Raw genomic sequence first — 23,091 nt, forward strand, 5'->3', positions numbered from 1 at the left:
GCGCTCACGACGTCGGGGCAGCGGTGCTCAGAACTTGTTCGCGTTCGGCTGCGGTCGGATGATGGGCAACGATGGCGACCGGGCACGCCATTGCCGCGACGCAACGCCGCGCGACCGGGTCAGGGGCTGCCGAGGAGTTGTCATGAGCGCCCACCACGACCAGCCCGACATCCTGGCTTTCGCGCACCAGCGCGTCGGCGGCCGGTCGGCTGCTGACGAACCGGGTGATCTTCACCTGCGGGAAATCTCCGGTCCACGCGGCCACGGCCTCGCTGATGGTGTGATCTGCCCGGCTGATCCACGAATGGCCGGCATCGTCGTCGCTCCAGGGGTGATCCGGCGGCAGACCGGCCCGCACCACGATCAGCTCGCCCTCGCGATCCGCCGCAGCCCGGAACGCGAACTCCACCGCCTCGGCTGACAGCCCGGACGCGTCGATTCCGACCGCGACCCTGCGATCCGTCGCCGACGGTCGCCAGGACAGCGGTACGACCAGGACCGGGCAGCCGACGCGCGCGGCAAGGCTCAGGTTCGCCTGCGCGGCCATCAGCCGTTCCGGACCCCGCTTGGGTGTCCGCCCGACGATCAGCATCCGCGCAGACCGAGCCGCCTCCGCGAGCACCTTGGGCCGCGAGCCTTCCTGCGACACTGCCTCGATCTGCAAGCCAGAGCCGTACCGGTGCCTGGCGTGCCCGACCGCCACCCGAAGCCAGGCATCGACCACCTCACCAGGTGGCTTCTGCTGGTCGTCCGGCCGCGTCGGCGCGAACGTACTGTAGGCCCGGTACGACGCGACCAGCAGCAACTCCACACCGGATCGGAGCGCCTCGACGCACGCATAGTCGACCACGCGCATCCCTTCGGCCGTCCCGTCCACCTCGACGACGACCGGTCCGCTCCGTACCCAGCTGTTCATCACATGCCTCCACTGATTGGTCGTTCCGAGCCTCCCCCGCCCGCACTGTCGACAGCAGAGGCGCCGTACCTCGCTCTCCAGCCGGATGGCAGCCGCGCGCAGGACCTTGGCCCTCCCCGATTCCGGTCGGCCGGCTCAACTGGGTCGTTCAGCTCTGGCGGCGGAGGTGGTTCCGCTCGGCCGCAACTGCCCAGGCAGCGAGCCTGAGGATCTCGGCGTTGTCGAGGACGTAGCCGAAGGGGTTCGCGGTGGTCGAAGCGTCGATGTTCGGGGTGGCCGGCGCAGCACCGACCGCGATCAAGTCCCTGCCATCGCGCCACCGGCGAAGCTCCCCGCGATGTACGGCCGCAGCCGGGCCGACCGGACGAACTCACGGCAGGCGGCCGCGGTGACGGCGAATCCGGTCGAGGTCCTTGTCGCTGCGAGCGAGCTCTGCGACTCGGATCGGTGTCTCGCGGACTGCTGCACCACACCCACTGCCAGTGGCGATCGTCCACACCGAGGCGACGCCGGTCTGACGGAAGACCAACCCAGCGGGGACCTTCGCCTCTGGGACCCCTTCCCCGGTCAGCGGAGCGTGTAATTGCGGATTCCGCGCGACGTCCGCAGGAACCGCCGGCAGAACGAGGTCATGACGATGTTGATCCGGGACCTGATGACCACCCCTGTGGTCGGCGTGACCGCGGAAACTGCGATCGGAACGGCGCTCCGGCTCCTCGACGATCACAAGATCACGGCGATGCCCGTCATGGACAAGGACGGCGTGCTGACCGGGATCGTCAGTGAAGCCGACATCGTCCAGGACGCCACCCTGCTGAACGATCGTGTCCCGATCGCCGCGATCCGGACAACCACTGAGACGCCACCTCGCAAGGTCGCCGACGTGATGAGCCATTTGGTCGTCACCGTCGACGTCGACGACGACCTGGACGTCGCGATCGACCTGATGTGGTCGACGATGGTGAAGAGCCTGCCCGTCATGGAGCACGGCAGCGTTGCCGGGATGATCAGCCGCAGCGACCTCGTCCACCTGCTGGCGGGCCGCGACGACCGGATCCGCGCGGAGGTCCGCGAGCTGCTCCAGGACGAGGGCCCGGACTGGCACGTGAACGTGCGCGACGGCGTCGTCACGGTGACCGGCCCGGCAGATCCGCACGAGCGCAGACTCGCCGACATCCTGGCCGGCACCGTCCGCGGCGTCATTGCCGTCCGCATCCACTGACCCAACCGGGTGACACGACCATGAGACCGCTGCGCACCTCCACCGCGGCACCCATGTCCGTCACCGGTAGACCGGGTCGTCGTGCCCCGGTGATGATCGAAGCAATCGCCTATCTCGGCGGCACATTCGTGCTGGTCGGCGCGATGCTGGTCGGCGCGCGGTACTGGCCGGACCTCGGCACGGGCACCCGACTGACGACGCCGGCCGCTATCGACTCGACACGGGCGGCACCACCAGGACCGGGACGTCGGCGAATTCCAGCAAGTGTTCGACGTTGACCGAGGGCGTTGGGCTGCCGGCGGGCAGCCGTGGTTCCCGCGCGACCACGATCAGGTCGGCGCCGCATCGGCTGACGGCCGCCAGCACCTGCTCCGCGCCGTGCCCGGACAGCACCTCTGTCTCGGCCGGCACGCCGTGTCGGTCGGCCATGGTGGCGACTCGACTCACCATTGCCACCGCACCCCGAGCCCGTCGTCCCGCCACGTCCGGGATCGCCGCCGCACTGAGCTGAGCGTCGAGCACATGATCCTCGACGACCGTGACCAGCGTCAGCCTCGCGCCGGCCGCCGCGGCCAGGTCGATCGCCATTCGCGCTGCGTGCAGAGCCGCCGCGGAGTCGTCCACCACTACCAGGAACCGGTACATCATCGGTCCTCCCGGGACGCATTCGCCGCCGCCCAGCGCAGCCGCAGGTTCTCCTCGCGCTCTGTCTCGTCAAGGCGTTGCACAATCTCGGCGAGACGGCGCTCGAGCTTGGGGATCCAGCGCTGTTCGAGCGCGCGTTGTTGCTGCCGGGTCAGCGCCAGTTCGGCGGCGACCAGAGCGACCGCGCGCTGGGCCGCGGCCAGCCGTACCGCGGCAAGGAGCGCCGTGCGGTGGGCTTCAACGGTATAGGCCAAGGCAGAGCTTCCGGCGGGTTCCGGCCGCGGCACGAAACGGATCCCGGCACTGGTTGGATGTCGCACACCCATGGTCACGTCATACCCGATGGTGACGTCGACGGCAGCCAACGGCGTGGACGCTTGCAGACCGCGTTGGCCGTCCAGCGCGGTACTTCGCCGCAACCAGTTCGCCGCGGCGCGCGACGCTTGCTCGAAGGTCTCGGCAGCTCGATCGGCGGCCAACTCCAGCCGTTCGCCCTCCACCGCGAGCGCCCGTTGTTTGCGATCCAGCAACTCGACCGCACGCCGTGCGGTCGACAACCTGGCGGTCAGTGCGAGCCGTCCGGCGCGGCCGGTGGCCGCCGCGCCGCTCATCGTTCGCCGCCGGGCAGATGCTCAGCCAGCAAGGCACGCGACAGCATGGTCAGTTCGCGCCGCGGCAACACCGACACCGCCTGCCACAGTCGGTCCAGCGTCTCGTCGAAGCCGCGTGCCTCATCAACCCGCTGCCGTAGCAGCGAATCCTCCAGCGCGGTGGCGTAAGCCAGATAGCCGCGATCGATGTCGCTGAGTGCACCGCCGCCGATCAGGTCTGCCAGTTCGGCTGCCTGCCGGGCCCGAGCGAGCGCGGCGATCGCCTGGGCGGCCAGGTCCAGGTGGTCGGCTCTGGTCCGGCCCGGGCCGGCACCGTGGCGCATGAGCCGGGACAGCGAGCTGAGTACGTCGAGCGGCGGGTAGAGGCCGCGCGCGTGCAGGTCCTCCGCCAGCACGATCTGTCCTTCGGTGATGTACCCGGTCAGATCCGGCACCGGATGGGTGATGTCGCCGGCCGGCATCGTCAGGACAGGCATGATCGTGACCGATCCGGGCCGGCCCCGGATCCGGCCGCACCGCTCGTACAGCGAGGCCAGATCGCTGTAGAGATAGCCCGGATAGGCACGCCGGGCCGGGATCTCCTGGCGTGCCGCCGCGACTTCCCGGACTGCTTCGCAGTAGCTGGTCATGTCAGCCATCACCACCAGCACGTGGCTGCCCAGATCGAAGGCCAGGTGCTCCGCGACAGTGAGTGCGATCCGAGGCGTCAGCAACCGTTCGATCACCGGGTCGTCCGCGCTGTTCAGCAACATCACCAACTCCCCCGCCGCGGCTCGCCCATCGAGCGCCGTACGAACGAAGTCGATGTCGGCATGTGGCAGGCCCATCGCCGCGAAGACGACGAGGAAGGGGTCGCCGACCGCGGAGGCCTGGGCCGCGATCTGCGTCGCGAGCTGCAGGTGAGGTAAGCCGGGTACGGAGAAGATCGGCAGCTTCTGCCCGCGAACCAGCGTGGTCAGTGCGTCGATCCCGGACAGACCGGTCAGAACCGGTTGCCGCGGTGGCTCCCGCTCGACCGGGTTGAGCGGCCATCCGTTCACCGGAGCGGTGACCGAGCCGAGGATCGGTGGGCCACCGTCGAGGGGTTCGCCGCGTCCGTCACAGATCCGGCCGAGCCAGCCGGGAGCGAGCGGGATCCGGAACGGGCTGCCGCTGAACCCGACCCGGACCCCGCCGAGGCGCATTCCGTCGGTGCCTTCCAGCACGTGCAGTACGGCGAGGTCGTCGGCCACCTCCAGCACGACGCCGTGGCGTTCGGTGCCGTCGTCCAGGCGTACGGCGGCCGCCTCGTCCCAACCCACGTCACGGACCCCACGCACCACCAGCAGTGAGCCACGCAGCGACTCCACGGCACCGTACTCGAGGTCTGTCATGGCAACGCCTCCAACGCGGTCAGGATCTCGGCGCGGCAACGCTCGAGATCCGCCTGCTCGGGAGCTTCCTCCCGCGCCCTGATCAGAGCGCCGAAATCGAACTCCTCCAACTCCGTCGCTGCCACCCCTCGATCGACCAGCGTCATGCAGCGGTCGACGACGTCGAGCACCAACTGGAGGAGCTCAGCACCGCGCTCGATCGTGCAACTCGCGTCCACCGCGCTCAGTGCGCTCTGCGCCAGGACGGTGTCGCGCAGCAGCCGGCCGCCGAGGATCGTCATTCGTTCCCGTCCGGGCAACGTCCGGGTGCCGACGATCTCAGCGAGCTCGGTCAGTCGCGCCGCCTCCGCCAGCAAGGTCATCGCCCGGGCTCGCCGCGCGGCCCAGCCCGTGTTCCCATGACCGGCGTGCCACGCACCCACGGCGGCCACGTCGTGGGAGTACGACGCCGCCCAGCTGACGGCTGGATAGTGGCGCGCGTACGCGAGGTCCCGGTCCAGCGACCAGACGCCGCGGACGAATCGTTCGGTCGCAGTGGTGACCGGCTCGGTCAGGTCACCACCAGGTGGGGACACGGCACCGACCACCGTGACGGCGGCGACGTAGCCGCCCTGCGTTCGGACTCGGCCGGCTCGTTCGTAGAACGCGGCGAGTGCCGAGGACAGGTCAGCCGGGTACCCCTCCTCCGCGGGCAGTGCTCCGGTCCGGGACGCGAACTCCCGCAAGGCCTCGGCCCAGCGCGAGGTCGAGTCGGCCACGACGACGGCGTGATACCCCATGTCCCGGAAGTACTCGGCCACGGTGACAGCGGTGAACACACTCGCCTCTCGCGCCATCATCGGCATATTCGAGGTGTTGGCAAGGATCACCGTACGGTCGATCATCCGCCCACCGGTGCGTGGATCGGCGAGCTCAGCCAGCTCGCCCAACACGTCCGCCATCTCGTTGCCGCGCTCGCCGCACCCGACGTACACAATGACGTCGGCATCGCACCATTTCGCCAACTGTTGCAGCAGCACGGTCTTGCCGGTGCCGAATCCGCCCGGCACCGCGGTCGTCGAACCCGCGCCGATGGGAAAGAGCAGATCCAGCACCCGCTGCCCGGTGTGCAGCGGGACGAAGGTCTCCTCCCGACGTTCGAACGGCCGCGGCCGGCGGACAGGCCACTGCTCGAACAAGCCCACCTCGACCTCGCCGACGCGCGCCACCGTCGCTGCGGCCGGTACCTTGCCGGCATCGGCGAGGAATCGCAGTTCCCCGCTCACTCCCGGCGGCACCAGCACCCGGTGGTCGATCGCTCCCGAACCTGTCACCACTCCGAGCACGGTTCCCGGCCGCACCTGGTTCCCCTGTTCCACACCGGGCACGAAATGCCAGCGGTCTGCTGTGGGCTCCTCCGACACCAATTGCTGCGGGGACAGCCAGGTCGGTGCCGTCGACAGCGGACGTAGCAACCCGTCGAAGACCTGCCCCAGCAGGCCTGGTCCGAGGCGTGCGGACAGGGGGCGCCCGGTGCGGTGGACCGTGTCGCCGACCCTCAGGCCTCCGGTGTACTCGAAGGCCTGCAAGGTGCATGTGCCACCACGGATCGCGACGACCTCGGCCGGGATGCGGAGCTCACCGAGTTCCAGCACCTCGTACATCGCGGTGTCCGGCACATCCCGGACCTCGACCAGCGGACCGTTGATGCGCCGAATCCGCCCCGGCCGCATCACGCTCTCCACAGCTGTGCCACCTCCGCACCCGACCGCTCCAGAGCACGTTCCGCCAAAGTCGGAAGCGTCAGATCCAGTTGCCGGTCACCAGCCGACGCCAGTACGCCGCCATCCGCACAGTCCGTGACCGTAACGTCGGATCCCAGCTGAGCCACAGCTCGTTCGGCCAGGTGGCGCCGGAGCTCTTCAGATCCAGGGCCTTCGGCCAGGGCCGTCGCTGCGACACGGCACCGCTGCTGCAGCTCGTCGTAGAGGTCTCGCTGTGCCTCGAGCACGCTCCGGCGCGCGTCCCGTCGGCTCTGGGCCAGCCGAGTATTCACGACCGCAGTAGCTTCGGCCTCTCCGTCCGCGCGAGCGGTGGCCAGCATCTCTTCCGCGGTACGTCGTGCATCGGCGAGCAGTTCGTCCTTACGTTGGCGTGCCTTCCGAAGCGCCTCCGCGGCATCGGCGTGGGCAGCCGCGCGCAACGCCGTCCGGACCGGATCCAGGGCAGCATCGGCGATCGACGTGAGCGGACGGCTCATGGTGGCAACACCACCGTCAGCACCGCTGTGGACTCCAGTACGTGAGGGCCGAGCGCGTCAGCGGCCGCCGGTGTGAGGAGCACAACCCCGACATCAGCGGACAGCTCGTGCCAGCAGCGCCGTACCTCGTCGGGTGTAGTTGCTGTGAGCAACTGTGCGCCGACGAGCCCGTAGCCGGACGTGCGGACCGGCTCTCCCAGCACGGCGACAGTGGTCATGTGGCCTGACCCACCAAGATGAGGGCGACGATCAGCCCGTAGATCGCGATGCCCTCGGCGAGTCCGACCACCACCATCGCCCGGCCGAACAGCTCGGGCCGCTCGCTCATCGCGGCCAACGCGGCGGCGCCGGTGTACGCGACCGCGATCCCGGCCCCGATCGCCGAGCCGGCCACCGCGATGGCCGCACCGAGCAGGGCGGACCCGTTGGCCGCATCCGCGGCGGCCTGGCCGGCCGTGACCAGCTCCGGCCGGCCGGCCGCGAACCCCCAGTCCGCGGTCACGATGGTGATCAGCAGTGCAACGCCGGCGGTCAGCAGTACGACATTCAGCACGGTCAGCAGAACCGCGGCCCAGGGATGCCGGCGAAGGAAAGTCCTCACAGTGTCACCTCCACGTCCTCCGCGGGCAGCCGCCACGGACGGAACGGCCGCCCGTCGGACTCGAAGACCCGGGAGAACAGTTCGTAGTACTCGAGACGAAGGGCCTGGATGCCTGCGACCAGCGCCTCCAGGGCGAACGCGACGGCGGTGCCGATGAGCAGCACCAGTACGGCACCCAGCCGGCCCGCCGCCGATCCGCCGCCCCACAGGGCGGTCGCGCCCAGCCAGACGATCGCACCTAGGGCCGCGTGGGTCAGGCCGAAGGCGGCGAGGCGTGCGAACGAGACGACGTTCGAGCCGAGCCGGACGACCACGTCGAACAATTCGACCACCGCCTGCAGCACTCCGGCGGAGCCGCCACCGGCCACGGCGAGCAGGCCGACGAAGGTGAGCACCAACCCGGCGATCGCGAGCAGGACGGCAGCGATCAGAACGCCGCCGATGTCGAAGTAGATGCCGGCGACAACACCACCGAGCGCGAGGAACAGCAGGCTGCCGGCGATGCCGGTCCGCGCATAGAGGGCGAATCCCCAGCCACCCTCGCGGAAGCGGTTGACGATGCCGAGGGCGTACGCACCGCCCAGCAGCAGCGCGCCGGCACCGACAGCCGTCAGCAGCAAGGTGGTGACGTCGTCGACCGGGGACAGCCAGAGCACCGGCACCAAGCCGGTCGGACCGAACATCTCGCCGTACAGGAATCCGAAGACGACGCTCATCGCGCCCGCGCCGGCCAGGAACGGCCAGGCCCGCCGGATCTTCGCCAGCCGGGCGAACCGTCCGCTGCGGACGATCGCCGCACCGATCAGCAAGAGCAAGCCGTGACCGACGTCGCCGAACATCATCCCGAACATCGCGACATAGACGATCCCGGCGGCCAGGGACGGATCCACATCGGCGTACGGCACCGTCGTGTAGGTCTGCACGAGCAGTTCGAAGGACTGGCCGCGACCCTTCTGCCGCAACAACGTCGGCGGCTGGATGCCCGGAGGCTGCGGGAGAGGTACGGCGGTGCCGCCGATCGAGGCCAACTCGGTCGCCAGGCCGGGCAGGGCCGCACTTGGTGTCCAACCCAGCCAGGCCGCGACAGGTCCGTGGGCGACCGCCTGAGCCGTACGCCGCCGGAACTCCGTCTCGCGAGCCGACCAATCCGGCTGCCGCTCCGCGGCGACGGCCAGCTCGACCTCGGGCCGCACCGGATCGAGTTCGACCACACCGGCCGCATCCAGCCGCGCGAGCAGATCCCGGGTGCGCTCGGACGGAACAACCAGACCGACCCGCTGCATCCGCACCGGCCGCACGGCGTCACGCCAGGACATCGAGCACCTCCCCCGGACCAGCTCCGAGCGCCGCGTCCCCGAGGGCGACCCGCACCCGCCAGCCGTCGACCGCCAGGACGGCGACCGCGCCCAGGAACGGCTCGACACCCGGCTTTCCGTGCCGTAGCAGCCGGAAACCGTCCGACTCGATCCGGACGGCCAGACCTGTCTCGGCACGCCAGAGGCCGGACGGGGAGTCGACACCGTCCAGGACCCAGCGGCCCGCCACGGGGACCGCCTCGCGCAGCGCGGACACCGATGCCGCCCGCACCCAGTTCGTTCCGATCAAGGGGGCGGCGGCCCGCACCAGCCACTCAGCAGGCCCAGCAGTTGCTATTAGCAACTGTTTGGCCACCACGAGGGCCGCCGCACCGGTCACCCACTCGATCGCCGGTGCCGCCTCGGCGGCAACCATCCGCAGCCAGCGCAACGCGAGTACGTCGTGCAAGGCCTCCACCATGCCGTCGCCCGGATCACCCCACGGCGAGGCCGCGAGCGCTCCACGGAGCGCGGGTGGCGAGGTCGTCATCGCGAGCCGTGGCCAGGACAACGCCAGACTGCCGAGGTCGTAGTACTCGCTGGGCCGGCCGGGCTCGGCAAGGTTCCGCGCGTGGGTCTCGATATTGGCGCGTTCGTAGCGGGCGCCCAGCGCCCGCGCCACCCCCACCGCCGATCTGGGCAACCAGCCCGACAGCACCCGCAGCTGCCACAGCTCCGCCGCCGCGACCCGCCGCTCCGCCGCCGGCAAGGACATACCCGGCGCCGATGCCTCCGCGTATGCCGTGCCGCGGAGCAGACCGAGCGCATCGGACAGGTTCGGCGCGCCCGCGATCCGACCGGCCGCACCGGCCCCGATGCGTCGCCGCGCCATCGCCTTCGCGCGAACGGTGCCGGCCACCCAGCCTGCGCCCATCACACCGCTCCGGCTCGTCCGGCGTCGCCGCGAACTCGTTCCAGGACCAGAGCGACCAGCGCGTCCATCCGCTGCCGGCCGCGCCGGGTCAGCAGTTCGGCCTCGGCTGACGCGGTGGTCCGGGTACGCTCGGCCACGGCATCCCCGCCGGCCGTGATCGCGGCCGCCGCCTCAGCGCGCTCGGCCGCCCCACGGGCGGCAGCGGACGCGGCCAGCCCGGCCACCTCACGCTGCGCCGCATCGATCAGCTCGGCGGCCTCCCGCTCGGCCCGCGCACGGATCTCCCGGCACTCGGCGATCACGCCGTCCAGGGCGTCGAAGACCGCGACGAGTTCGGCTGGCACATCTGAGTGGCGGTCGACAGGTACGCCGACGGGGCCGGCACCTCCCGGAGACCCGACGGGGCGGAACCGGCGCAGCCGGTCCAGCATCACGCTCACTGGTCTACCTTCCTCGGGTCAGCGCTTCTGGACGAGGCGTTGATGCACCCCGGGTGCTGCCAGGTCACTGCCCTGCTCGCTTGACGCCGAGGACGTCCACGATGAGATCTGCAGGAGCTGGTGGTTGCCCGGGACGTGTGGACCGTCGATAGGGCTGCGCGCCAAGACCGGGCCGACCGTGAGGTCGTCTGGTTACGAGCGCCGATCAGTGAGCGAACCGGCAGACACGTCCCGGCACCAACGACACCCGAAAAAGAGGGTGCCTCCCCACTGGGTCTAGCAGCGAGGAGGCTGACGTGAAGTCTGCCACCAACACCCGAAATAGTGAACCGGCCACCAGCACCAGCACCACCGGCCTGCCCGAGTTCCCGCCCAACGATCTGACCGCGGGAGTGGACTGGGCACGCGACGACCATGCGCTCTGCATCGTTGACGGCCGTGGCCGCAAGATCGCCACGACCACGGTCGAGCACACCACCGCCGGTCTGCGGGACCTGACCAACTTCCTGGGCCGCCACGGCGCCAGCGAAGTCGCGATCGAACGCCCCGACGGGCCCGTCGTCGACGCCCTGCTCGCGGCCGGGCTGACCGTGGTGGTGATCTCCCCGAACCAGGTCAAGAACCTGCGCGGCCGCTACGGCTCGGCCGGCAACAAGGACGACCGCTTCGACGCCTACGTCCTGGCCGACACCCTGCGCACCGACCGGGCCCGGCTGCGGCCCCTGGTCCCCGACACCGAGCCCACGATCGCGCTGCGTCGCACCTGCCGTGCCCGAAAAGACCTGGTCAAACACCGTGTCGCGGCCGCGAACCAGCTCCGCGCACACCTGCGCAACGTCTTCCCCGGCGCCGTCGGCCTGTTCGCCGCGATCGACTCCGAGATCTCCCTGGCCTTCCTGGCCCGGTTCGACACCCAAGACCGCGCCGACTGGCTCACACCCAAGCGGCTGGGCGAGTGGCTGGGCAAGCAGGGCTACTCCGGCAAGGTCGACCCCGCCGTCTTGCACCAGCGTCTCACCGACGCACCCCGCGGAGCCACCGGCGAACACGCCACCAGCCAGGCCCCGATCACCGCCGCCTACGTCACGCTGCTGCAGACCCTGCACGCCCAGATCAAGGCACTCTCGACCCAGATCGACCACCAGCTCGACACGCACGCCGACGCCCACATCTTCACCAGCCTGCCCCGCTCCGGACGAGTCCGCGCCGCCCGGCTGCTCGCCGAGATCGGCGACTGCCGCGCCAGGTTCCCCACCCCCGAGACCCTGACCTGCCTGGCCGGCGCCGCCCCCTCCACCCGCCAATCCGGGAAACTCCGCGCGGTCGGATTCCGCTGGTCCTGCGACAAACAACTCCGCGACGCCGTCGTCGACTTCGCCGCCGACTCCCGCCACGCCAACCCCTGGGCCGCCGACCTCTACAACCGCGCCCGAGCCCGCGGCCACGACCACGCCCACGCCGTCCGCATCCTCGCCCGCGCCTGGCTCCACATCATCTGGCACTGCTGGCAAGACCAAGTCCCCTACAACCCCGCCAACCACCGCGCACTCCAACGCCTCCTCGCCCCCCAGAACGAGGCGGCTTGACATAGGGCTTCTCATCGCACTTCCCCGTCCTGTTGTCACGGGTCCCAGGGCCCCTGACGCCGGGGCTATCACCATCGTGAGCGCTCGGGGCCTGGCTCCCCAGGGCCCAAGGTCCCGTCCACCCTGGGCAAGGGCCTCCCGGCCTTTCGGTCCCTCGCGGCGGGAACTTGGCCCCTGCCGCGGCGGCGGGGGAGGTGTCAGCTGAGTGGGAGCGCCGGCGGAGATCTTCCCGTCGCGTCCGAGCGCACTGGGGCTGACCATGGTGGTGCAGCCCTGCACCCCGCCCTGTCCGGCTGATCGAGCCGAATGGCATCGGCGAGGGCATGCACGATGGGTGGAGCGTTCTGATCTTCGGCGCAGCGGGCATCTCGACTCCGAGCAGACCGGCGCCCTCGCGATCGACGTCGTCCCCTGGGCCGGTGGAGACCGCGCGGTGTACGTCTTGACACACCGACGTGGGTCACCGGTCGCCGGTTCCGTGCCTGGGCCCGACCCGACGCGATGACGAGGAGAGGTAGCCGCTCATGATCACCACGATCGTCACCGGGTACGACGGGTCGCCCGCCAGCGAAACCGCGGTCTGGTGGGCCGCTGCCGAGGCCGTCCGTAGGTCGGCCAGGCTGCGGCTGACCTACGCCCTCCCGTTGTCGCTCATGAGCACCCCGTTGGGGATCCCATCGGTATCGTCGCCGACTGACATGCTGCGCGAGACAACCGAACACCTGCTGGCCGAATTCGCCCAGCGAATCCGCCAGTCCTTTCCCCGGCTGTCGATCGACGCGGTCGTCAACTTCGGCGGCGCCGCACCAGCTTTGTTGCAGGAGGCAAACAATGCCGTTCTGGTCGTGCTCGGCTCCCGCGGTCTGGGCGAATTCCGGGACCTGGCCATGGGATCGGTGTCGGCCCATGTCGCGACGCACGCGACCTGTCCGGTCGTCGTCGTCCCGCCGCGCTGGGAGCCCAGTCGAGCGACCGGTGGAGTCGTGGTCGGGGTCGACGGCTCCACGTGCTCAGTCGAAGCGATCGGGTTCGCCTTCGAGCAAGCCGAGGCGAGTCAGGCGACACTGACCGCGGTGATGGCCTGGCACGACCCGGTGAGTACCGGCCCGAACGATCCGTTGCCCGCCGTCTACGACCTTGAGGTGCTCGAAGAGGAGAGTTCCGCGCTGCTGGCCGAGTCGATGGCCGGCCACCGGGACAGGTACCCGGAGGTGCCCGTTCACAAGAGACTCCTCCGCGGAACCGCCCACGACGTCCTGCTCGCCGCGGGCCGCTCCGCCGAACTGCTCGTGGTCGGGTCCAGGGGCCGCGGCACGTTCCGCGGCCTGCTGCTCGGCTCGACCAGCCGGGCCCTCGTGCACCACCCGCCCTGCCCGGTCGCGGTTGTGCGCGGACTCAGGAGGACGTTTCGGCCAATGCCTTGAATACTGTGCGGCTGCGGGTTCTCGGCGTAGTCGCGCCTGCTCGTCGCCGAGTCCGTCTCCGGCGCGGCCGCGGACCACCCGGACGTCGAGTGGACGACCGAACTGGCCGGCGGATCCGCTGCCCAGGCCTTCCTCCGCCGTTCGGAATCCGCCGATTTGCGCGGCTGTTGTGCCGCTAGGCGACTCCGGCTTCGCTGAACAGCGCGACCTTCAGGGCACCGGTCACCGCCGGACGCGAGAAGACGTCGTACGCGTCCTGCATCTCGCCGAGGCCGAACCGGTGCGTGATCAGCTCGGGCACCTCCAGCCGGCCCGCCGCGAGCATCGACAGCAACCGCGGCGTCGACGACGTGTCCACCAGGCCGGTGGTGATGGTGACGTTCTTGATCCAGAGATCCTCCAGGTGAAGGGTCGCCGGCGCACCGTGCACACCGATGTTCGCGACCGTCCCGCCGGGCCGGACGACACGGGTGCACAGCTCGAAGGTGTCCGGGATTCCGACCGCCTCGATCGCAACGTCGGCACCCAGTCCACCAGTGAGCTCGCGAACCGTCTTCTCCACGTCCTCATCCGGACCGAGCGCGACATCCGCGCCCCGCTCCAGCGCCGCCTTACGCCGCGAGTCCGCCGCATCGACCACGACGATCCGCGACGGACTGAACAGCTTGCTGGTGGCGATCGCCGCGAGACCGATCGGACCCGCCCCCACGATCACGACCGTGTCGCCCGGCGAGACCTTGCCGTTGAGTACGCCGACCTCGTACGACGTCGGCAGGATGTCGGCCAGCAGCACCGCCGCCTCGTCACTGACGTTGTCCGGCAGCTTGTACACCGACCGATCGGCGAACGGAACCCGGACCTGCTCGGCCTGAGTGCCGTCGATCAGATGCCCGAGGATCCATCCGCCACCTCCCAGGCACTGGCCGTAGTGCCCCTGCCGGCAGTACTCACACCGGCCGCACGACGTGATGCAGGAAATCAGCACCCGATCGCCAACCGCCACACCACGAACACCGTCGCCGACCGACAAGATCGTCCCGACCGCCTCGTGACCAAGGATCCGGCCCGACTCGACCGTCGGCACATCGCCCTTCAGGATGTGCAGATCCGTACCGCAAATGGTGACCGCGTCGACGCGCACGATCGCATCCTCAGGATCCTGAATCACCGGATCCGGCACCTCGCGCCAACTCCGCTGCCCCGGACCGTTGTAGACCAATGCCTTCATCACGAACCTCCCCTAGGCGAAACTTCCCACCTTCGACAATGGCCCACCACACCGGTCCTGACAGCAGCCGAACTACACCTCCAGGCAGGACCTTCGGGGCCCGCCGTTCGGGACCTTACGCCCTGCCCGCGCACGCCTTGAGTGGAAATGCAGGACCGGGATGTTGTCTCGCGGCTCTGGCGCAACGAGATCTCCGTACAGGGCGGTCGCTTCACGCTGGTCGAACGGTACGTCGGCACCACCGTCGAGTGAAGCGACGACCTCAGGAACCCTGCGCCCAGCCGCTCCAGCTTGCCTTGGCACCGGAGTCGCCGATTCTGACCACGTCGTAGATCGTCGCGCCCGAGACAATGACGGCGACCACGGTCACGAGAGCGGTCACAGTGCTCGAGGCCGGTGCGAGATAGGCCCGTTTCGCCGACGCTGTCGCGCTGCCTTCCCGTTGCCGCCACCAGACGATCAGTGCCAGTACGGCGACAGCGACCGCGGCGTAGATGGCGGTGTCGCCGAGTTCGGCGTGACGGTGGATCAGCGAGTTGGGAGCCAGGCGGTGTTCGAGCCACTCCCCCGCGCTGGTGGTGATCGGTACCAGTATGACGACCAGCAGCGCCAGGATCGCGTTCGGGCCGGCCAGCCGGTGTCTGGCCACGGGCCAGATCGCGGTCAGCGCGAGCAGCACTGCTGACAACGGCATGAGCACGACGATGGCATGGACCAGGAGCACATGGGCAGGGAGGCCGTTGACTGTCTGCATCAGGTTCCTTCGAGTCGCGCTGATCTGGAGTCGCCACGCTGGCAGATGGTTCTTGGTCTTTTCTTGGAGTGCTTCAGCCCTGCAGGTGGGCTGCGTCCAGGGCGGACTGCAGTGAGCGCCGGTAGCCGTCCGAGGTGAAGGTCGCGCCTGAGACGGTGTCGATCTGCGCGCTCTGCGCCGCGATCGCTTCCCGCTCCAACTGCGGGAGCGCGAAGGAACTGATCTCCTGGTCTCGTTGCCCCGAGGACGGATAGACGAGCGCGGTCACGGCGACCAGGCGGCGCGAACGGACCAAGACGCGCACCTGCACGGGGCCGTAGCGAGTACCTGCCGAGGTGCCGTTCACCGTCAGGACGCCGTTCGCCGGCCCGGTGCTGACGACCCCGGGCTTGGCCGCGGTGGCGGTTGGACTGCCGGTCTGGTTCGTGCTCGTCGGGTACAGGAAGAGCAGGCCGAGCAGCACCGCGGTGGCGCCGACGACGGCTGCATTGCGCCGTAGCCGTTTCGCGTGGCTCGTCATCGCGCGCCGGCCCGATGAGCCGCGTCGAGCGCCGCCTGCAGCGACCGGCGGTAGCCCTCAGATGTGAAGGTGGCTCCGGACACGGTGTCTACCCGCGCGCCTTGCTCAGCAAGAGTCTCCTGGTCCAGTTGGGGGATCGCATAGCTGTTGATCGCGTCGGTCTGCCCGTCCCCACTCGGCCGAGCCAGCGCACGCGCTCGAGTGATCCGCCCATTCTGCAGGATGATCTCGACCTGCACCGGACCGTACTCCGTCTGGACCACCTCACCGGCGACGGTCACCGGGACGGACTTCGGTGGGCTGAGGCGTGTCGATGCAGGCGGAATGGGACTCGGCCGGCTCGTCGGTGCCGTCCGGGAGCCGGACGGATCGGCAGGTGGTGGCGTCGGGCGAGTGGGCACCTGCGTGGGTTGCCCGGCCTGTACCGATGACACGACCCCGGCTGCGGGATGCGGCTGTACGCCGGTCCGCACGGCCACACCGGCCACTACCAGGGTCGCGGCCGACATGACCAGCTTGATCCCGCGCCTCACGCACGTGCTCCTCTCACCACGAGAACCGCTCCTGATGAAGCTGGTTCGGCGGAAGACCGATTCGGGCAGCCGTGGCGCACACCGCGTCCATCCACGGATCGGGTCCGCAGACGTAAACGTCGTACCCGCTGATGCCAGGCACGAGTTGCCGCATCGCGTCCTCGTCGGTCCATGCAGCGGCGCTCTGCGGCAACCACGAGCGACGCCCTCGGGTCCGCCGGCCGAGGAGGTAGTGCACGGTGACTCCACGACGGCGAGCCAGTTGCTCGAGTTCGCCGTGGAAGACCACGTCGTCGGCATCGTGAGCCCGATAGACGAGGATCGCGTCGCCCGGTTCATAGGCAAGTTCTTCCAGCAGGGCCCGCAGCGGTGTGATGCCGATGCCGCAGGCAAACATCGCTACCTTGTCGGTGACGCGTCGCTCGCCGGTCAGCCGACCGTACGGTCCTTCGATCGCGACCTTGGTGCCCGGCCGCAACCCGGCCAGCCGGCTGCTGCCGTCACCGGCCGCCTTGGCGGTCACCCGTAGCCGGTCGGGCGCGGGTGAGGCCGACAGCGAGTACGGATTGCCGCGCGACCATCCCGGGCCGTCGAGGAACCGGAAGACGAAGTACTGACCTGCCTGGACCGGCATCCGCTGCAGACCACGGCCGGCGAGCAGGACCGTCACCACGCCGGGACCCTCTCGCACGACCTCTCGCACGGTCAGTCCGTGCCGAAGTGTGCGCCAGACCGGCAACGCCACGCGGTAGACGAGGATCGCGATCAGTGCGACAGCGTACGCCGACCACCAATACGCCCGTGCCACCGCCGAGGTCGTGAAGTCTGCGCCGGTCCAGATCTCGTGCGGCACGGACAGCCCCACCCCGACATACGCGTACAGGTGCAGCAGGTGCCACGACTCGTAACGCAAGGCCCGGCGAGCGACCCGGACCGAGGTAAGGACGACGACCGTCAGCGCGATGCTTCCCGCGACGGCCAGCAGCATTCCCCCGTACGTCGTGACGACGCTCCACGTCTCGTGCAGGACATCGTTGTGATCCCGCAACGTGTATCCGCCAAGGATCAAGGCGACATGGACCATCAGCAGGTTGAAGGACCAGAAGCCGACCAGCCGGTGCCTGCGGGCCAGCTCGTCCTGACCGTAGCTGCGCTCGATCATCGGCACCCGCGCCATCAGGAACACCTGAACCAGCAACAGGTCCGCCGCCACCAGACCGGACAACCGACCGAGCGATGTCAGCAGGTCGGCCGGCCCGGCCGCGAGCAACTGGAGACCGCGTCCGGACAACCACAGGGCGACCACCACCAGGACGCTGCCCCAGCACAGGACACCGATGGCGTCGCGCCACCAGACCGGCGTACGACGCGACCGCCGCCGGACGTGTGTGATGCGATGCCGGCCGATCGCCTGGGCCACATCCCGGTCCGTCATGCTACGACGATGCCCGCGGATTCTTAGCTCTTCCTTGGAGCGGGCTCCTGAATCGCCGGCAGGACCAGCTCGAACGTCGCGCCGACCTCACTCGGAGCCAGTCGGAGCTGACCGCCATGACGGTTCGCGACATCGTGGGTGAGCGCGAGACCCAGGCCGTAGTGCGCCCGGCCCGCGCGATGACCGCCCGTGTCGAAGCGGCGCAGAACCCGCTGTGCCTCCTCCGGTCCGAGCCCCGGACCCGTGTCGCTGACTGCCAGGATCACGTCCCGCCGATGCCTCCGTACGGCGATGCGGACCTCACCGTCGTCCGGTGTGTGGTCGATGGCGTTGTCGACCAGCGCGATCGTCGCCCGCCGGATCGCGCTCGCCGATCCGAGCACCAGCAGGCTGCCGCCGTCTGCATGCCACCGGAGTCGCACGCCGGTCTGCTCGGCATGGGCCTTCGCGCTGTCCGCAACGGCCTCGGCAACCCGGGCGAGATCGACTGGTCCGTGGCCCTCGGCTCCGCGCGGGTCGGCGGCGGCGAGCAGGTCGTCGACGACCTCGCCGAGCCGCTTCGTGTCCTGCACGACACCCTCGGCGTCGCGCAGGATCGCGTCGCTCGAGCTGCTGCGGCGCAAGGCGCGGTCGAGGACCTGCGCCCGGGTGCTCAGCAGCGTCAGGGGCGTGCGCAGCTCGTGGCCCGCATCGGCTACGAACGTCCGTTGCAGGGTGAGTGCCTGGGCCAACGGCCGGACCGCGCGACGGCCGATCAGGACGCCCAGCAATCCGGCGAACAGCAGACCGAGCGCGGACGCGAACCCCATCGCCTGGAGCAGGCGAGTGCGCTCCTGGTGGGCCGTCGCCAGATCGAGCACAGCCTGCACAGGCTTGCCCTTGGTGATGCCGGTGGCGATGCGGTACTCACCGTCGTCGTTCTCCACCGTGGTCAGCCGGACCTGTTCGGTGGCACTGGTACGCATCGCAGCCAGCGCGGGCAGGAGCTCGTCCGGCAGGCCCGGCGTGACCGTCGTACCGGCCGGACCGGTCATCGCCAGCCACGTGCCGGCCGGCGGATCGCCGACGTCGTCGGCCGTCGCGACGGCGGACCGGAGCAGATCGTCGGCCGCACCCGCTTGGCCGCGGACCACGACCACCGTGACCAGAGCGACCAGCACCAGCATCGCCACCGCGACCAGGACCGCGATCTGTACGGCAACGTCACGAGCGGCTCTGCGGACGAGGACCTCGTCACCGATCGGCCGCCCGCTCACGGACTGCCCAACCGGTAACCGAGGCCACGCACGGTACTGATCACTCCGCGCCCGAGCTTGCGCCGGCAGTAGTGGACGTACGTGTCCACCACGGTCTCCGACTCCGCGTCGTCGAAGACCAGGTCCAGCAGTTCGCCACGACTGAAGACGACGCCGGGGCGCGCCGCCAGCAGACCGAGCAACGCCGCCTCACGCTCGGACAGCTCCACGGTCGTGCCGTCAGTACGTCGTACTGTGCGCGTCGCGGTGTCGAGGGAACCACCCAGGACGGCCAACTGACCGGCGTGGTCCAGGTGCCGGCGTAGCAGGGCTCTCAGGCGCGCCAGCAACTCCGTGAGCTCGAACGGCTTCGCCAGGTAGTCCTCGGCACCTGCGTCCAGTCCATCGACCCGGTCTTCGGTGCTGCTGCGCGCGGACAGCACCAGGATCGGTGTACTCACACCCCGGCTGCGCAACCGCGCGATCAGGTCCAGGCCCTCGACAGCGGGCAGGCCACGGTCAACGATCATCGCCTCGAACGGCCGGGTCAGCGCAAGGTGCAGCCCGGTATGACCGTCGCCCGCCAGGGTCACGGCGTACCCCTCGTCGGCGAGCACCCGATCCAGCAGTCCAGCCAGGTCGGCGTCGTCCTCGATCAGCAGGATCCGTTTCATCGCGGTCATCCTGCCGCCGATCCAACCGCGGGCCACCCGGGGGTCGCATGCAGGTTGCCGTCAGCAAGGACTCCCAGGCCTTCGTAACCGGGCAGCGCCTCGAGCATCGCCGGCCACTCCTCGCCCGCCACGAACGCCGCGGTCGCGAGCACGTCGGCGTGCTCCAGTGACGGACCGCTCACGGACACCGACAACCATCGCGACTGCACCGGTCCGCCGGTCCGTGGGTCGTACAGGTGTGCGCCCCTGGCCGCCGTACCGCTCGTCGCGACGGCTCCATCGCTTCGGGCCACGGTGGTGACCACCCGCCGGGGATCGCGCGGATCCTGGATTCCGACGGTAAACGGACGGTCGCTCGAGCACAGTACGAGGACGTCTCCCCCGGCGTTCAGGCACCAGTCAAGGTCGGGGACGTCTCGCAGTCGCTCTCCGGCACGCTCCACCGCCCAGCCTTTCACCAGCCCCGAGGGATCCCACCCGCCGTCCGGCAACTGGGCGTCGAACAGACCGCCCGTCAGGTCACGCGCCCGGCGGCACCGCTCCGCCACCTCGCGGACGACCGGATTCACGTCGTCCCAACCCAGCTCTCCGCGCGCCAGCAGACTGACCGCGCTGTCGCTCCGGTACGGCGAGAACACCCGATCGGCCTCGACCAGCTCGGCGAACACCTCCCGCACCGCCGAGTCCGCCCGCGGGGAGTCCGCCTGCTCCCCGCGGGCCAGCACGCTGACCGGCAGACCCATGATCTGCTCGACCCAGCTTCGCCTCGACGCCATGCGGCAACGGTACGACGCGGATCTCACCGAGTACGCCGGCGGTGGATCACGACCGCCTCGTCGAGCCTGGAAGCTTCCCGCGGCCTACTCCGCGACGGAGCAGCTTGGCGGCGGTGTCGGCGCCGAGCAGGACGACACCGGCCGCGCCCGCGAAGAGCCAGCCCTGGTACGACGGCCAGCCGCCACCGAGCAGATCAGCCACCTGGGGTACGCCGAGGAAGGCGATCAGCAACACCAACTCGGCGAGAACCGCCAGCAGAAGGCCGCGGTTCGACATGAACCGGGTCTCGAAGACCGTCCGGCGCTCGCTGCGACAGGCGAAGGCGTTGGCCAACTGGGTCACACCGATCACCGCGAACGCCGTACCGGAGGCAGCCGCCAGGACTCCGGCAGGCGGCGTGGACCCGAGGTGCCAACCGTGAGAGATCAGTACGAGCAGGAAGGCGCTCATGGACAACACGGCCTCCGTCGGTCCGAGCACGCCGAACGCCCGGATCAGGAGCCCACGGTCGACGATCCGGTGTCGTCTGGCCGCACCTTCCAGTGTGTGCTCACCTGGTGGTTCGACTCCGAGCGCCAGCGCGGGGAGCATGTCGGTCCCGATGTCGAGCGCCAGTACCTGCAGAACCCCGATCGCGAGCGGGATCGATCCACCGGACAACGCCCAGACCGCGAACGGCGCCAGCTCGGCCACGTTGTCGGTGAGGTGATAGGTGAGGAACCGCCGCACGTTCGAGAACGTGGCGCGCCCTAGCCGGATCGCGGTCACGATGCTCGCGAAGTGGTCGTCCAGCAGTACCAGGTCGGCCGCCGCCCGAGCCACGTCGCTGCCCGAGGCTCCCATCGCGATGCCGACATCGGCTTCGCGCAGTGCGGGAGCGTCGTTGACGCCGTCGCCCGTCATCGCGACGACATGACCGCGCGCACGCAGCGCACGAGCGATCCGCAGCTTGTCCGTCGGGGTGACCCGCGCGACCACGACGCCGTCCGCCCGGTCGAGTAACTCGCCGAGGCTCTCGTCGTCGGCAGGCAACTCCGCGCCGGTGATGACCAGTCCGCCGGGCTCGAGCAGACCCACCTCCCGCGCGATGACCGCAGCCGTCGCCGCGTGGTCGCCGGTGACCATCGCGATCCGGACGTCCGCCTTCCGGCATGTCGCCAGTGCCTCGTGCACATCGGTCCTGGGCGGATCCTCGATCCCCACGACGGCCAGCAGCTCGAGTGCGTCCGGTCCGAGCTCCACGCGGCCGTCGTGAACCCGGACCCCGGCCGACTGGGCCACGGCGAGTACCCGACGGCCCCGACCGGCGAGTTCCTCGACCGCCGCCGTGGCGTCCGGGCCGCCGTCGACCTGGCAGTACGGCATCAAGGTGTCCGGGGCGCCGATGACCATCGTGTTGCCGTTGACAACTACTGCGCTGTAGCGCGTCTCGCTGGTGAAGGGGATCCGGTGGGAGGTGGTGGCGCGATCGACGGCCGGTACACCGAGTCGCCGGGCGAGGACGTCCAGCGCGACCTCCATCGGATCCCCTTCGGCGACCCACCGGTCCTTCGCGAACACCGCACGACCACGAATACAGGCGATTGCCGCGGCAGCAGCCCGGACCGCGGCATCGAGGGCCGGCGGATCACCGGCCGCCGACCCCATGGGGTCGTAGCCGCCGCCGGTCATCACCACGGTGCCACGCGGCGTCCAGACCTCCTGCACCTCCATCTGATTCATGGTCAGAGTGCCGGTCTTGTCGGTGCACACGAACGTGGTCGCACCGAGCGTTTCGACCGCGTCCAGCCGCCGGACCAGAGCGTTGCCGTGGGCCATCCGCTGCGCCGCGCGAGCCAGCGACAGCGTCACAGTCGGCAACAGGCCCTCCGGGACGAGCGCGACCATCACACCGACGCCGAACAACAGTGCGTGCGTGACGCCGAGGCCGAGGATCATCGACACCGCAGCGAGTGAGACGCCGACAGCGACTGCGATCACTGCGACAACCCGGACCAGTCGGTGCAACTCGGTCGTCAGCGGGCTGTCCGGCCGGTCCGCGCTCTCCGTCAGCGTCTGGATCGCCGCCAGCCGGGTGTTCCCGGCCACTGCCGTCACCACAGCTTCCGCCTCGCCCTGCACGACGAACGTGCCCGCGGACACCTGCTGCCCGACCGACGGGTGGACCGGCACCGACTCGCCGGTCAGCATCGACTCGTCCACCGCCAGGGCATGCACAGTGACGAGCCGCAGATCGGCGGACACCCGGTCGCCCGCAGTCAGTACGACGAGATCGTCCAGAACCAGTCCGGTCGCGTCGACAGTCGTCACCAGGCCGTCGCGAATCACCTGGACCCGGGCCGGCAGCAGGTCCCGCAACCGCTCCGCGGCCCGGTCGGCGCGGTACTCCTGGGCAAAGGCGAAGACTCCGTTCAAGATGATGATCACCGCGATCGCAGCCGCCAACGGCGCCAGGCCCGCGGCCAGCGCGAGGGCGGCCGCGATCCACAGCATGATCGCGAACAGATGCGTCAATTGCGCTGCAAGCAGTTTCCAGGCCGCCGCTGGCCGGGGCACAGGCAGCTCGTTCGGCCCGTCCCCGGCCAGCCGGCGGGCCGCATCCGCCGCGGACAAGCCACGAGCACTCGACGTCCGGGGGGAACTCTGCAT

General features: G+C 69.9%; 24 protein-coding genes. 3 read left to right on the forward strand and 21 right to left on the reverse strand.

All coding sequences use genetic code 11. The features are described from left to right. Window positions 1–4 precede the first annotated feature (4 nt). Both OG817_RS25660 and OG817_RS25665 read right to left on the reverse strand, forming a co-directional pair. Window positions 5–916, reverse strand: coding sequence for a universal stress protein (locus OG817_RS25660; protein WP_406047173.1), 912 nt, complete (start codon window positions 914–916; stop codon window positions 5–7). Window positions 917–1,064: 148 nt separating this feature from the next. Further along, window positions 1,065–1,217, reverse strand: a complete 153-nt coding sequence (locus tag OG817_RS25665) for a hypothetical protein (RefSeq protein WP_406047174.1) — start codon at window positions 1,215–1,217, stop codon at window positions 1,065–1,067. 330 nt (window positions 1,218–1,547) lie between these two features. Here OG817_RS25665 and OG817_RS25670 point away from each other — a divergent pair, with 330 nt between their 5' ends. After that, window positions 1,548–2,138: a CBS domain-containing protein gene (locus tag OG817_RS25670; RefSeq protein ID WP_406047175.1), complete on the forward strand. Its 591-nt coding sequence runs from the start codon at window positions 1,548–1,550 to the stop codon at window positions 2,136–2,138. A 207-nt stretch (window positions 2,139–2,345) separates the two neighbouring features. Here the strand turns inward: OG817_RS25670 and OG817_RS25675 are convergent, their stop codons facing one another. The 10 genes from OG817_RS25675 to OG817_RS25720 are packed head-to-tail and all read right to left on the reverse strand — an operon-like array spanning window position 2,346 to window position 10,276. Continuing rightward, window positions 2,346–2,786 carry a universal stress protein gene (locus OG817_RS25675; protein ID WP_406047176.1) on the reverse strand — a complete coding sequence of 147 codons (441 nt, stop codon included), beginning with the start codon at window positions 2,784–2,786 and terminating at the stop codon, window positions 2,346–2,348. After that, window positions 2,783–3,394, reverse strand: a complete 612-nt coding sequence (locus OG817_RS25680) for a V-type ATP synthase subunit D (protein ID WP_406047177.1) — start codon at window positions 3,392–3,394, stop codon at window positions 2,783–2,785. Before OG817_RS25680 ends, OG817_RS25675 begins: the two co-directional genes overlap by 4 nt. Further along, window positions 3,391–4,767, reverse strand: a complete 1,377-nt coding sequence (locus tag OG817_RS25685; protein ID WP_406047178.1) for a V-type ATP synthase subunit B — start codon at window positions 4,765–4,767, stop codon at window positions 3,391–3,393. The genes OG817_RS25680 and OG817_RS25685 overlap by 4 nt, the downstream gene beginning before the upstream one ends. Next, window positions 4,764–6,491 carry a V-type ATP synthase subunit A gene (locus tag OG817_RS25690; RefSeq protein ID WP_406047179.1) on the reverse strand — a complete coding sequence of 576 codons (1,728 nt, stop codon included), beginning with the start codon at window positions 6,489–6,491 and terminating at the stop codon, window positions 4,764–4,766. Before OG817_RS25690 ends, OG817_RS25685 begins: the two co-directional genes overlap by 4 nt. Continuing rightward, window positions 6,479–7,006 carry a hypothetical protein gene (locus OG817_RS25695; protein WP_406047180.1) on the reverse strand — a complete coding sequence of 176 codons (528 nt, stop codon included), beginning with the start codon at window positions 7,004–7,006 and terminating at the stop codon, window positions 6,479–6,481. The genes OG817_RS25690 and OG817_RS25695 overlap by 13 nt, the downstream gene beginning before the upstream one ends. Next, window positions 7,003–7,224 (reverse strand): V-type ATP synthase subunit F, encoded by a 222-nt coding sequence (locus OG817_RS25700; RefSeq protein WP_406047181.1) that lies wholly within the window; start codon window positions 7,222–7,224, stop codon window positions 7,003–7,005. Before OG817_RS25700 ends, OG817_RS25695 begins: the two co-directional genes overlap by 4 nt. Continuing rightward, on the reverse strand, window positions 7,221–7,607 hold the full coding sequence (locus OG817_RS25705; protein ID WP_406047183.1) for an ATP synthase subunit C: 387 nt from the start codon (window positions 7,605–7,607) through the stop codon (window positions 7,221–7,223). Before OG817_RS25705 ends, OG817_RS25700 begins: the two co-directional genes overlap by 4 nt. Next, window positions 7,604–8,923 carry a V-type ATPase 116kDa subunit family protein gene (locus OG817_RS25710; protein ID WP_406047184.1) on the reverse strand — a complete coding sequence of 440 codons (1,320 nt, stop codon included), beginning with the start codon at window positions 8,921–8,923 and terminating at the stop codon, window positions 7,604–7,606. The genes OG817_RS25705 and OG817_RS25710 overlap by 4 nt, the downstream gene beginning before the upstream one ends. Next, window positions 8,910–9,836, reverse strand: a complete 927-nt coding sequence (locus OG817_RS25715; protein WP_406047185.1) for a hypothetical protein — start codon at window positions 9,834–9,836, stop codon at window positions 8,910–8,912. The genes OG817_RS25710 and OG817_RS25715 overlap by 14 nt, the downstream gene beginning before the upstream one ends. Further along, on the reverse strand, window positions 9,836–10,276 hold the full coding sequence (locus tag OG817_RS25720) for a hypothetical protein (protein WP_406047186.1): 441 nt from the start codon (window positions 10,274–10,276) through the stop codon (window positions 9,836–9,838). The genes OG817_RS25715 and OG817_RS25720 overlap by 1 nt, the downstream gene beginning before the upstream one ends. A 296-nt stretch (window positions 10,277–10,572) precedes the next feature. On the opposite strand from OG817_RS25720, the gene OG817_RS25725 reads away from it, so the two are divergent. Then, complete coding sequence (locus OG817_RS25725; protein WP_406047187.1) at window positions 10,573–11,862, forward strand: IS110 family transposase; 1,290 nt, start codon at window positions 10,573–10,575, stop codon at window positions 11,860–11,862. A gap of 524 nt (window positions 11,863–12,386) precedes the next feature. Further along, entirely contained in the window at window positions 12,387–13,286 is a 900-nt protein-coding gene (locus tag OG817_RS25730) for a universal stress protein (RefSeq protein WP_406047188.1), read from the forward strand. 175 nt (window positions 13,287–13,461) lie between these two features. Here the strand turns inward: OG817_RS25730 and OG817_RS25735 are convergent, their stop codons facing one another. The 9 genes from OG817_RS25735 to OG817_RS25775 form a co-directional block, all read right to left on the reverse strand. Beyond that, on the reverse strand, window positions 13,462–14,514 hold the full coding sequence (locus tag OG817_RS25735; RefSeq protein ID WP_406047189.1) for a zinc-dependent alcohol dehydrogenase family protein: 1,053 nt from the start codon (window positions 14,512–14,514) through the stop codon (window positions 13,462–13,464). 262 nt (window positions 14,515–14,776) lie between these two features. Further along, window positions 14,777–15,268: a DUF2231 domain-containing protein gene (locus OG817_RS25740; RefSeq protein ID WP_406047190.1), complete on the reverse strand. Its 492-nt coding sequence runs from the start codon at window positions 15,266–15,268 to the stop codon at window positions 14,777–14,779. 73 nt (window positions 15,269–15,341) lie between these two features. After that, complete coding sequence (locus tag OG817_RS25745) at window positions 15,342–15,788, reverse strand: FMN-binding protein (RefSeq protein WP_406047191.1); 447 nt, start codon at window positions 15,786–15,788, stop codon at window positions 15,342–15,344. Then, window positions 15,785–16,321 carry an FMN-binding protein gene (locus tag OG817_RS25750; RefSeq protein ID WP_406047192.1) on the reverse strand — a complete coding sequence of 179 codons (537 nt, stop codon included), beginning with the start codon at window positions 16,319–16,321 and terminating at the stop codon, window positions 15,785–15,787. Before OG817_RS25750 ends, OG817_RS25745 begins: the two co-directional genes overlap by 4 nt. Window positions 16,322–16,334: 13 nt before the next feature. Beyond that, on the reverse strand, window positions 16,335–17,756 hold the full coding sequence (locus OG817_RS25755; protein WP_406047193.1) for a ferric reductase-like transmembrane domain-containing protein: 1,422 nt from the start codon (window positions 17,754–17,756) through the stop codon (window positions 16,335–16,337). A gap of 23 nt (window positions 17,757–17,779) precedes the next feature. Further along, the gene (locus OG817_RS25760; protein WP_406047194.1) at window positions 17,780–19,012 is read right to left on the reverse strand and encodes a sensor histidine kinase; all 1,233 of its coding nucleotides are present in this window, start codon (window positions 19,010–19,012) and stop codon (window positions 17,780–17,782) included. Continuing rightward, window positions 19,009–19,665, reverse strand: coding sequence for a response regulator transcription factor (locus OG817_RS25765; protein ID WP_406047195.1), 657 nt, complete (start codon window positions 19,663–19,665; stop codon window positions 19,009–19,011). Before OG817_RS25765 ends, OG817_RS25760 begins: the two co-directional genes overlap by 4 nt. A 5-nt stretch (window positions 19,666–19,670) precedes the next feature. Then, entirely contained in the window at window positions 19,671–20,441 is a 771-nt protein-coding gene (locus OG817_RS25770; protein WP_406047196.1) for an FAD:protein FMN transferase, read from the reverse strand. A gap of 46 nt (window positions 20,442–20,487) precedes the next feature. After that, the gene (locus OG817_RS25775) at window positions 20,488–23,091 is read right to left on the reverse strand and encodes a cation-translocating P-type ATPase (protein WP_406047197.1); all 2,604 of its coding nucleotides are present in this window, start codon (window positions 23,089–23,091) and stop codon (window positions 20,488–20,490) included.

The organism is Kribbella sp. NBC_00889, from assembly GCF_045207705.1.
In the GTDB taxonomy this organism is placed as follows: Bacteria; Actinomycetota; Actinomycetes; order Propionibacteriales; family Kribbellaceae; genus Kribbella.

Bases quoted from the DNA above. Each gene is read 5' to 3' on its own strand.
- OG817_RS25660 (WP_406047173.1), bottom strand. From the start codon at position 916: ATGAACAGCTGGGTACGGAGCGGACCGGTCGTCGTCGAGGTGGACGGG.
- OG817_RS25670 (WP_406047175.1), top strand. From the start codon at position 1,548: ATGACGATGTTGATCCGGGACCTGATGACCACCCCTGTGGTCGGCGTG.
- OG817_RS25675 (WP_406047176.1), bottom strand. From the start codon at position 2,786: ATGATGTACCGGTTCCTGGTAGTGGTGGACGACTCCGCGGCGGCTCTG.
- OG817_RS25680 (WP_406047177.1), bottom strand. From the start codon at position 3,394: ATGAGCGGCGCGGCGGCCACCGGCCGCGCCGGACGGCTCGCACTGACC.
- OG817_RS25685 (WP_406047178.1), bottom strand. From the start codon at position 4,767: ATGACAGACCTCGAGTACGGTGCCGTGGAGTCGCTGCGTGGCTCACTG.
- OG817_RS25695 (WP_406047180.1), bottom strand. From the start codon at position 7,006: ATGAGCCGTCCGCTCACGTCGATCGCCGATGCTGCCCTGGATCCGGTC.
- OG817_RS25700 (WP_406047181.1), bottom strand. From the start codon at position 7,224: ATGACCACTGTCGCCGTGCTGGGAGAGCCGGTCCGCACGTCCGGCTAC.
- OG817_RS25710 (WP_406047184.1), bottom strand. From the start codon at position 8,923: ATGTCCTGGCGTGACGCCGTGCGGCCGGTGCGGATGCAGCGGGTCGGT.
- OG817_RS25715 (WP_406047185.1), bottom strand. From the start codon at position 9,836: ATGGGCGCAGGCTGGGTGGCCGGCACCGTTCGCGCGAAGGCGATGGCG.
- OG817_RS25730 (WP_406047188.1), top strand. From the start codon at position 12,387: ATGATCACCACGATCGTCACCGGGTACGACGGGTCGCCCGCCAGCGAA.
- OG817_RS25735 (WP_406047189.1), bottom strand. From the start codon at position 14,514: ATGAAGGCATTGGTCTACAACGGTCCGGGGCAGCGGAGTTGGCGCGAG.
- OG817_RS25740 (WP_406047190.1), bottom strand. From the start codon at position 15,268: ATGCAGACAGTCAACGGCCTCCCTGCCCATGTGCTCCTGGTCCATGCC.
- OG817_RS25745 (WP_406047191.1), bottom strand. From the start codon at position 15,788: ATGACGAGCCACGCGAAACGGCTACGGCGCAATGCAGCCGTCGTCGGC.
- OG817_RS25755 (WP_406047193.1), bottom strand. From the start codon at position 17,756: ATGACGGACCGGGATGTGGCCCAGGCGATCGGCCGGCATCGCATCACA.
- OG817_RS25765 (WP_406047195.1), bottom strand. From the start codon at position 19,665: ATGAAACGGATCCTGCTGATCGAGGACGACGCCGACCTGGCTGGACTG.
- OG817_RS25770 (WP_406047196.1), bottom strand. From the start codon at position 20,441: ATGGCGTCGAGGCGAAGCTGGGTCGAGCAGATCATGGGTCTGCCGGTC.
- OG817_RS25775 (WP_406047197.1), bottom strand. From the start codon at position 23,091: ATGCAGAGTTCCCCCCGGACGTCGAGTGCTCGTGGCTTGTCCGCGGCG.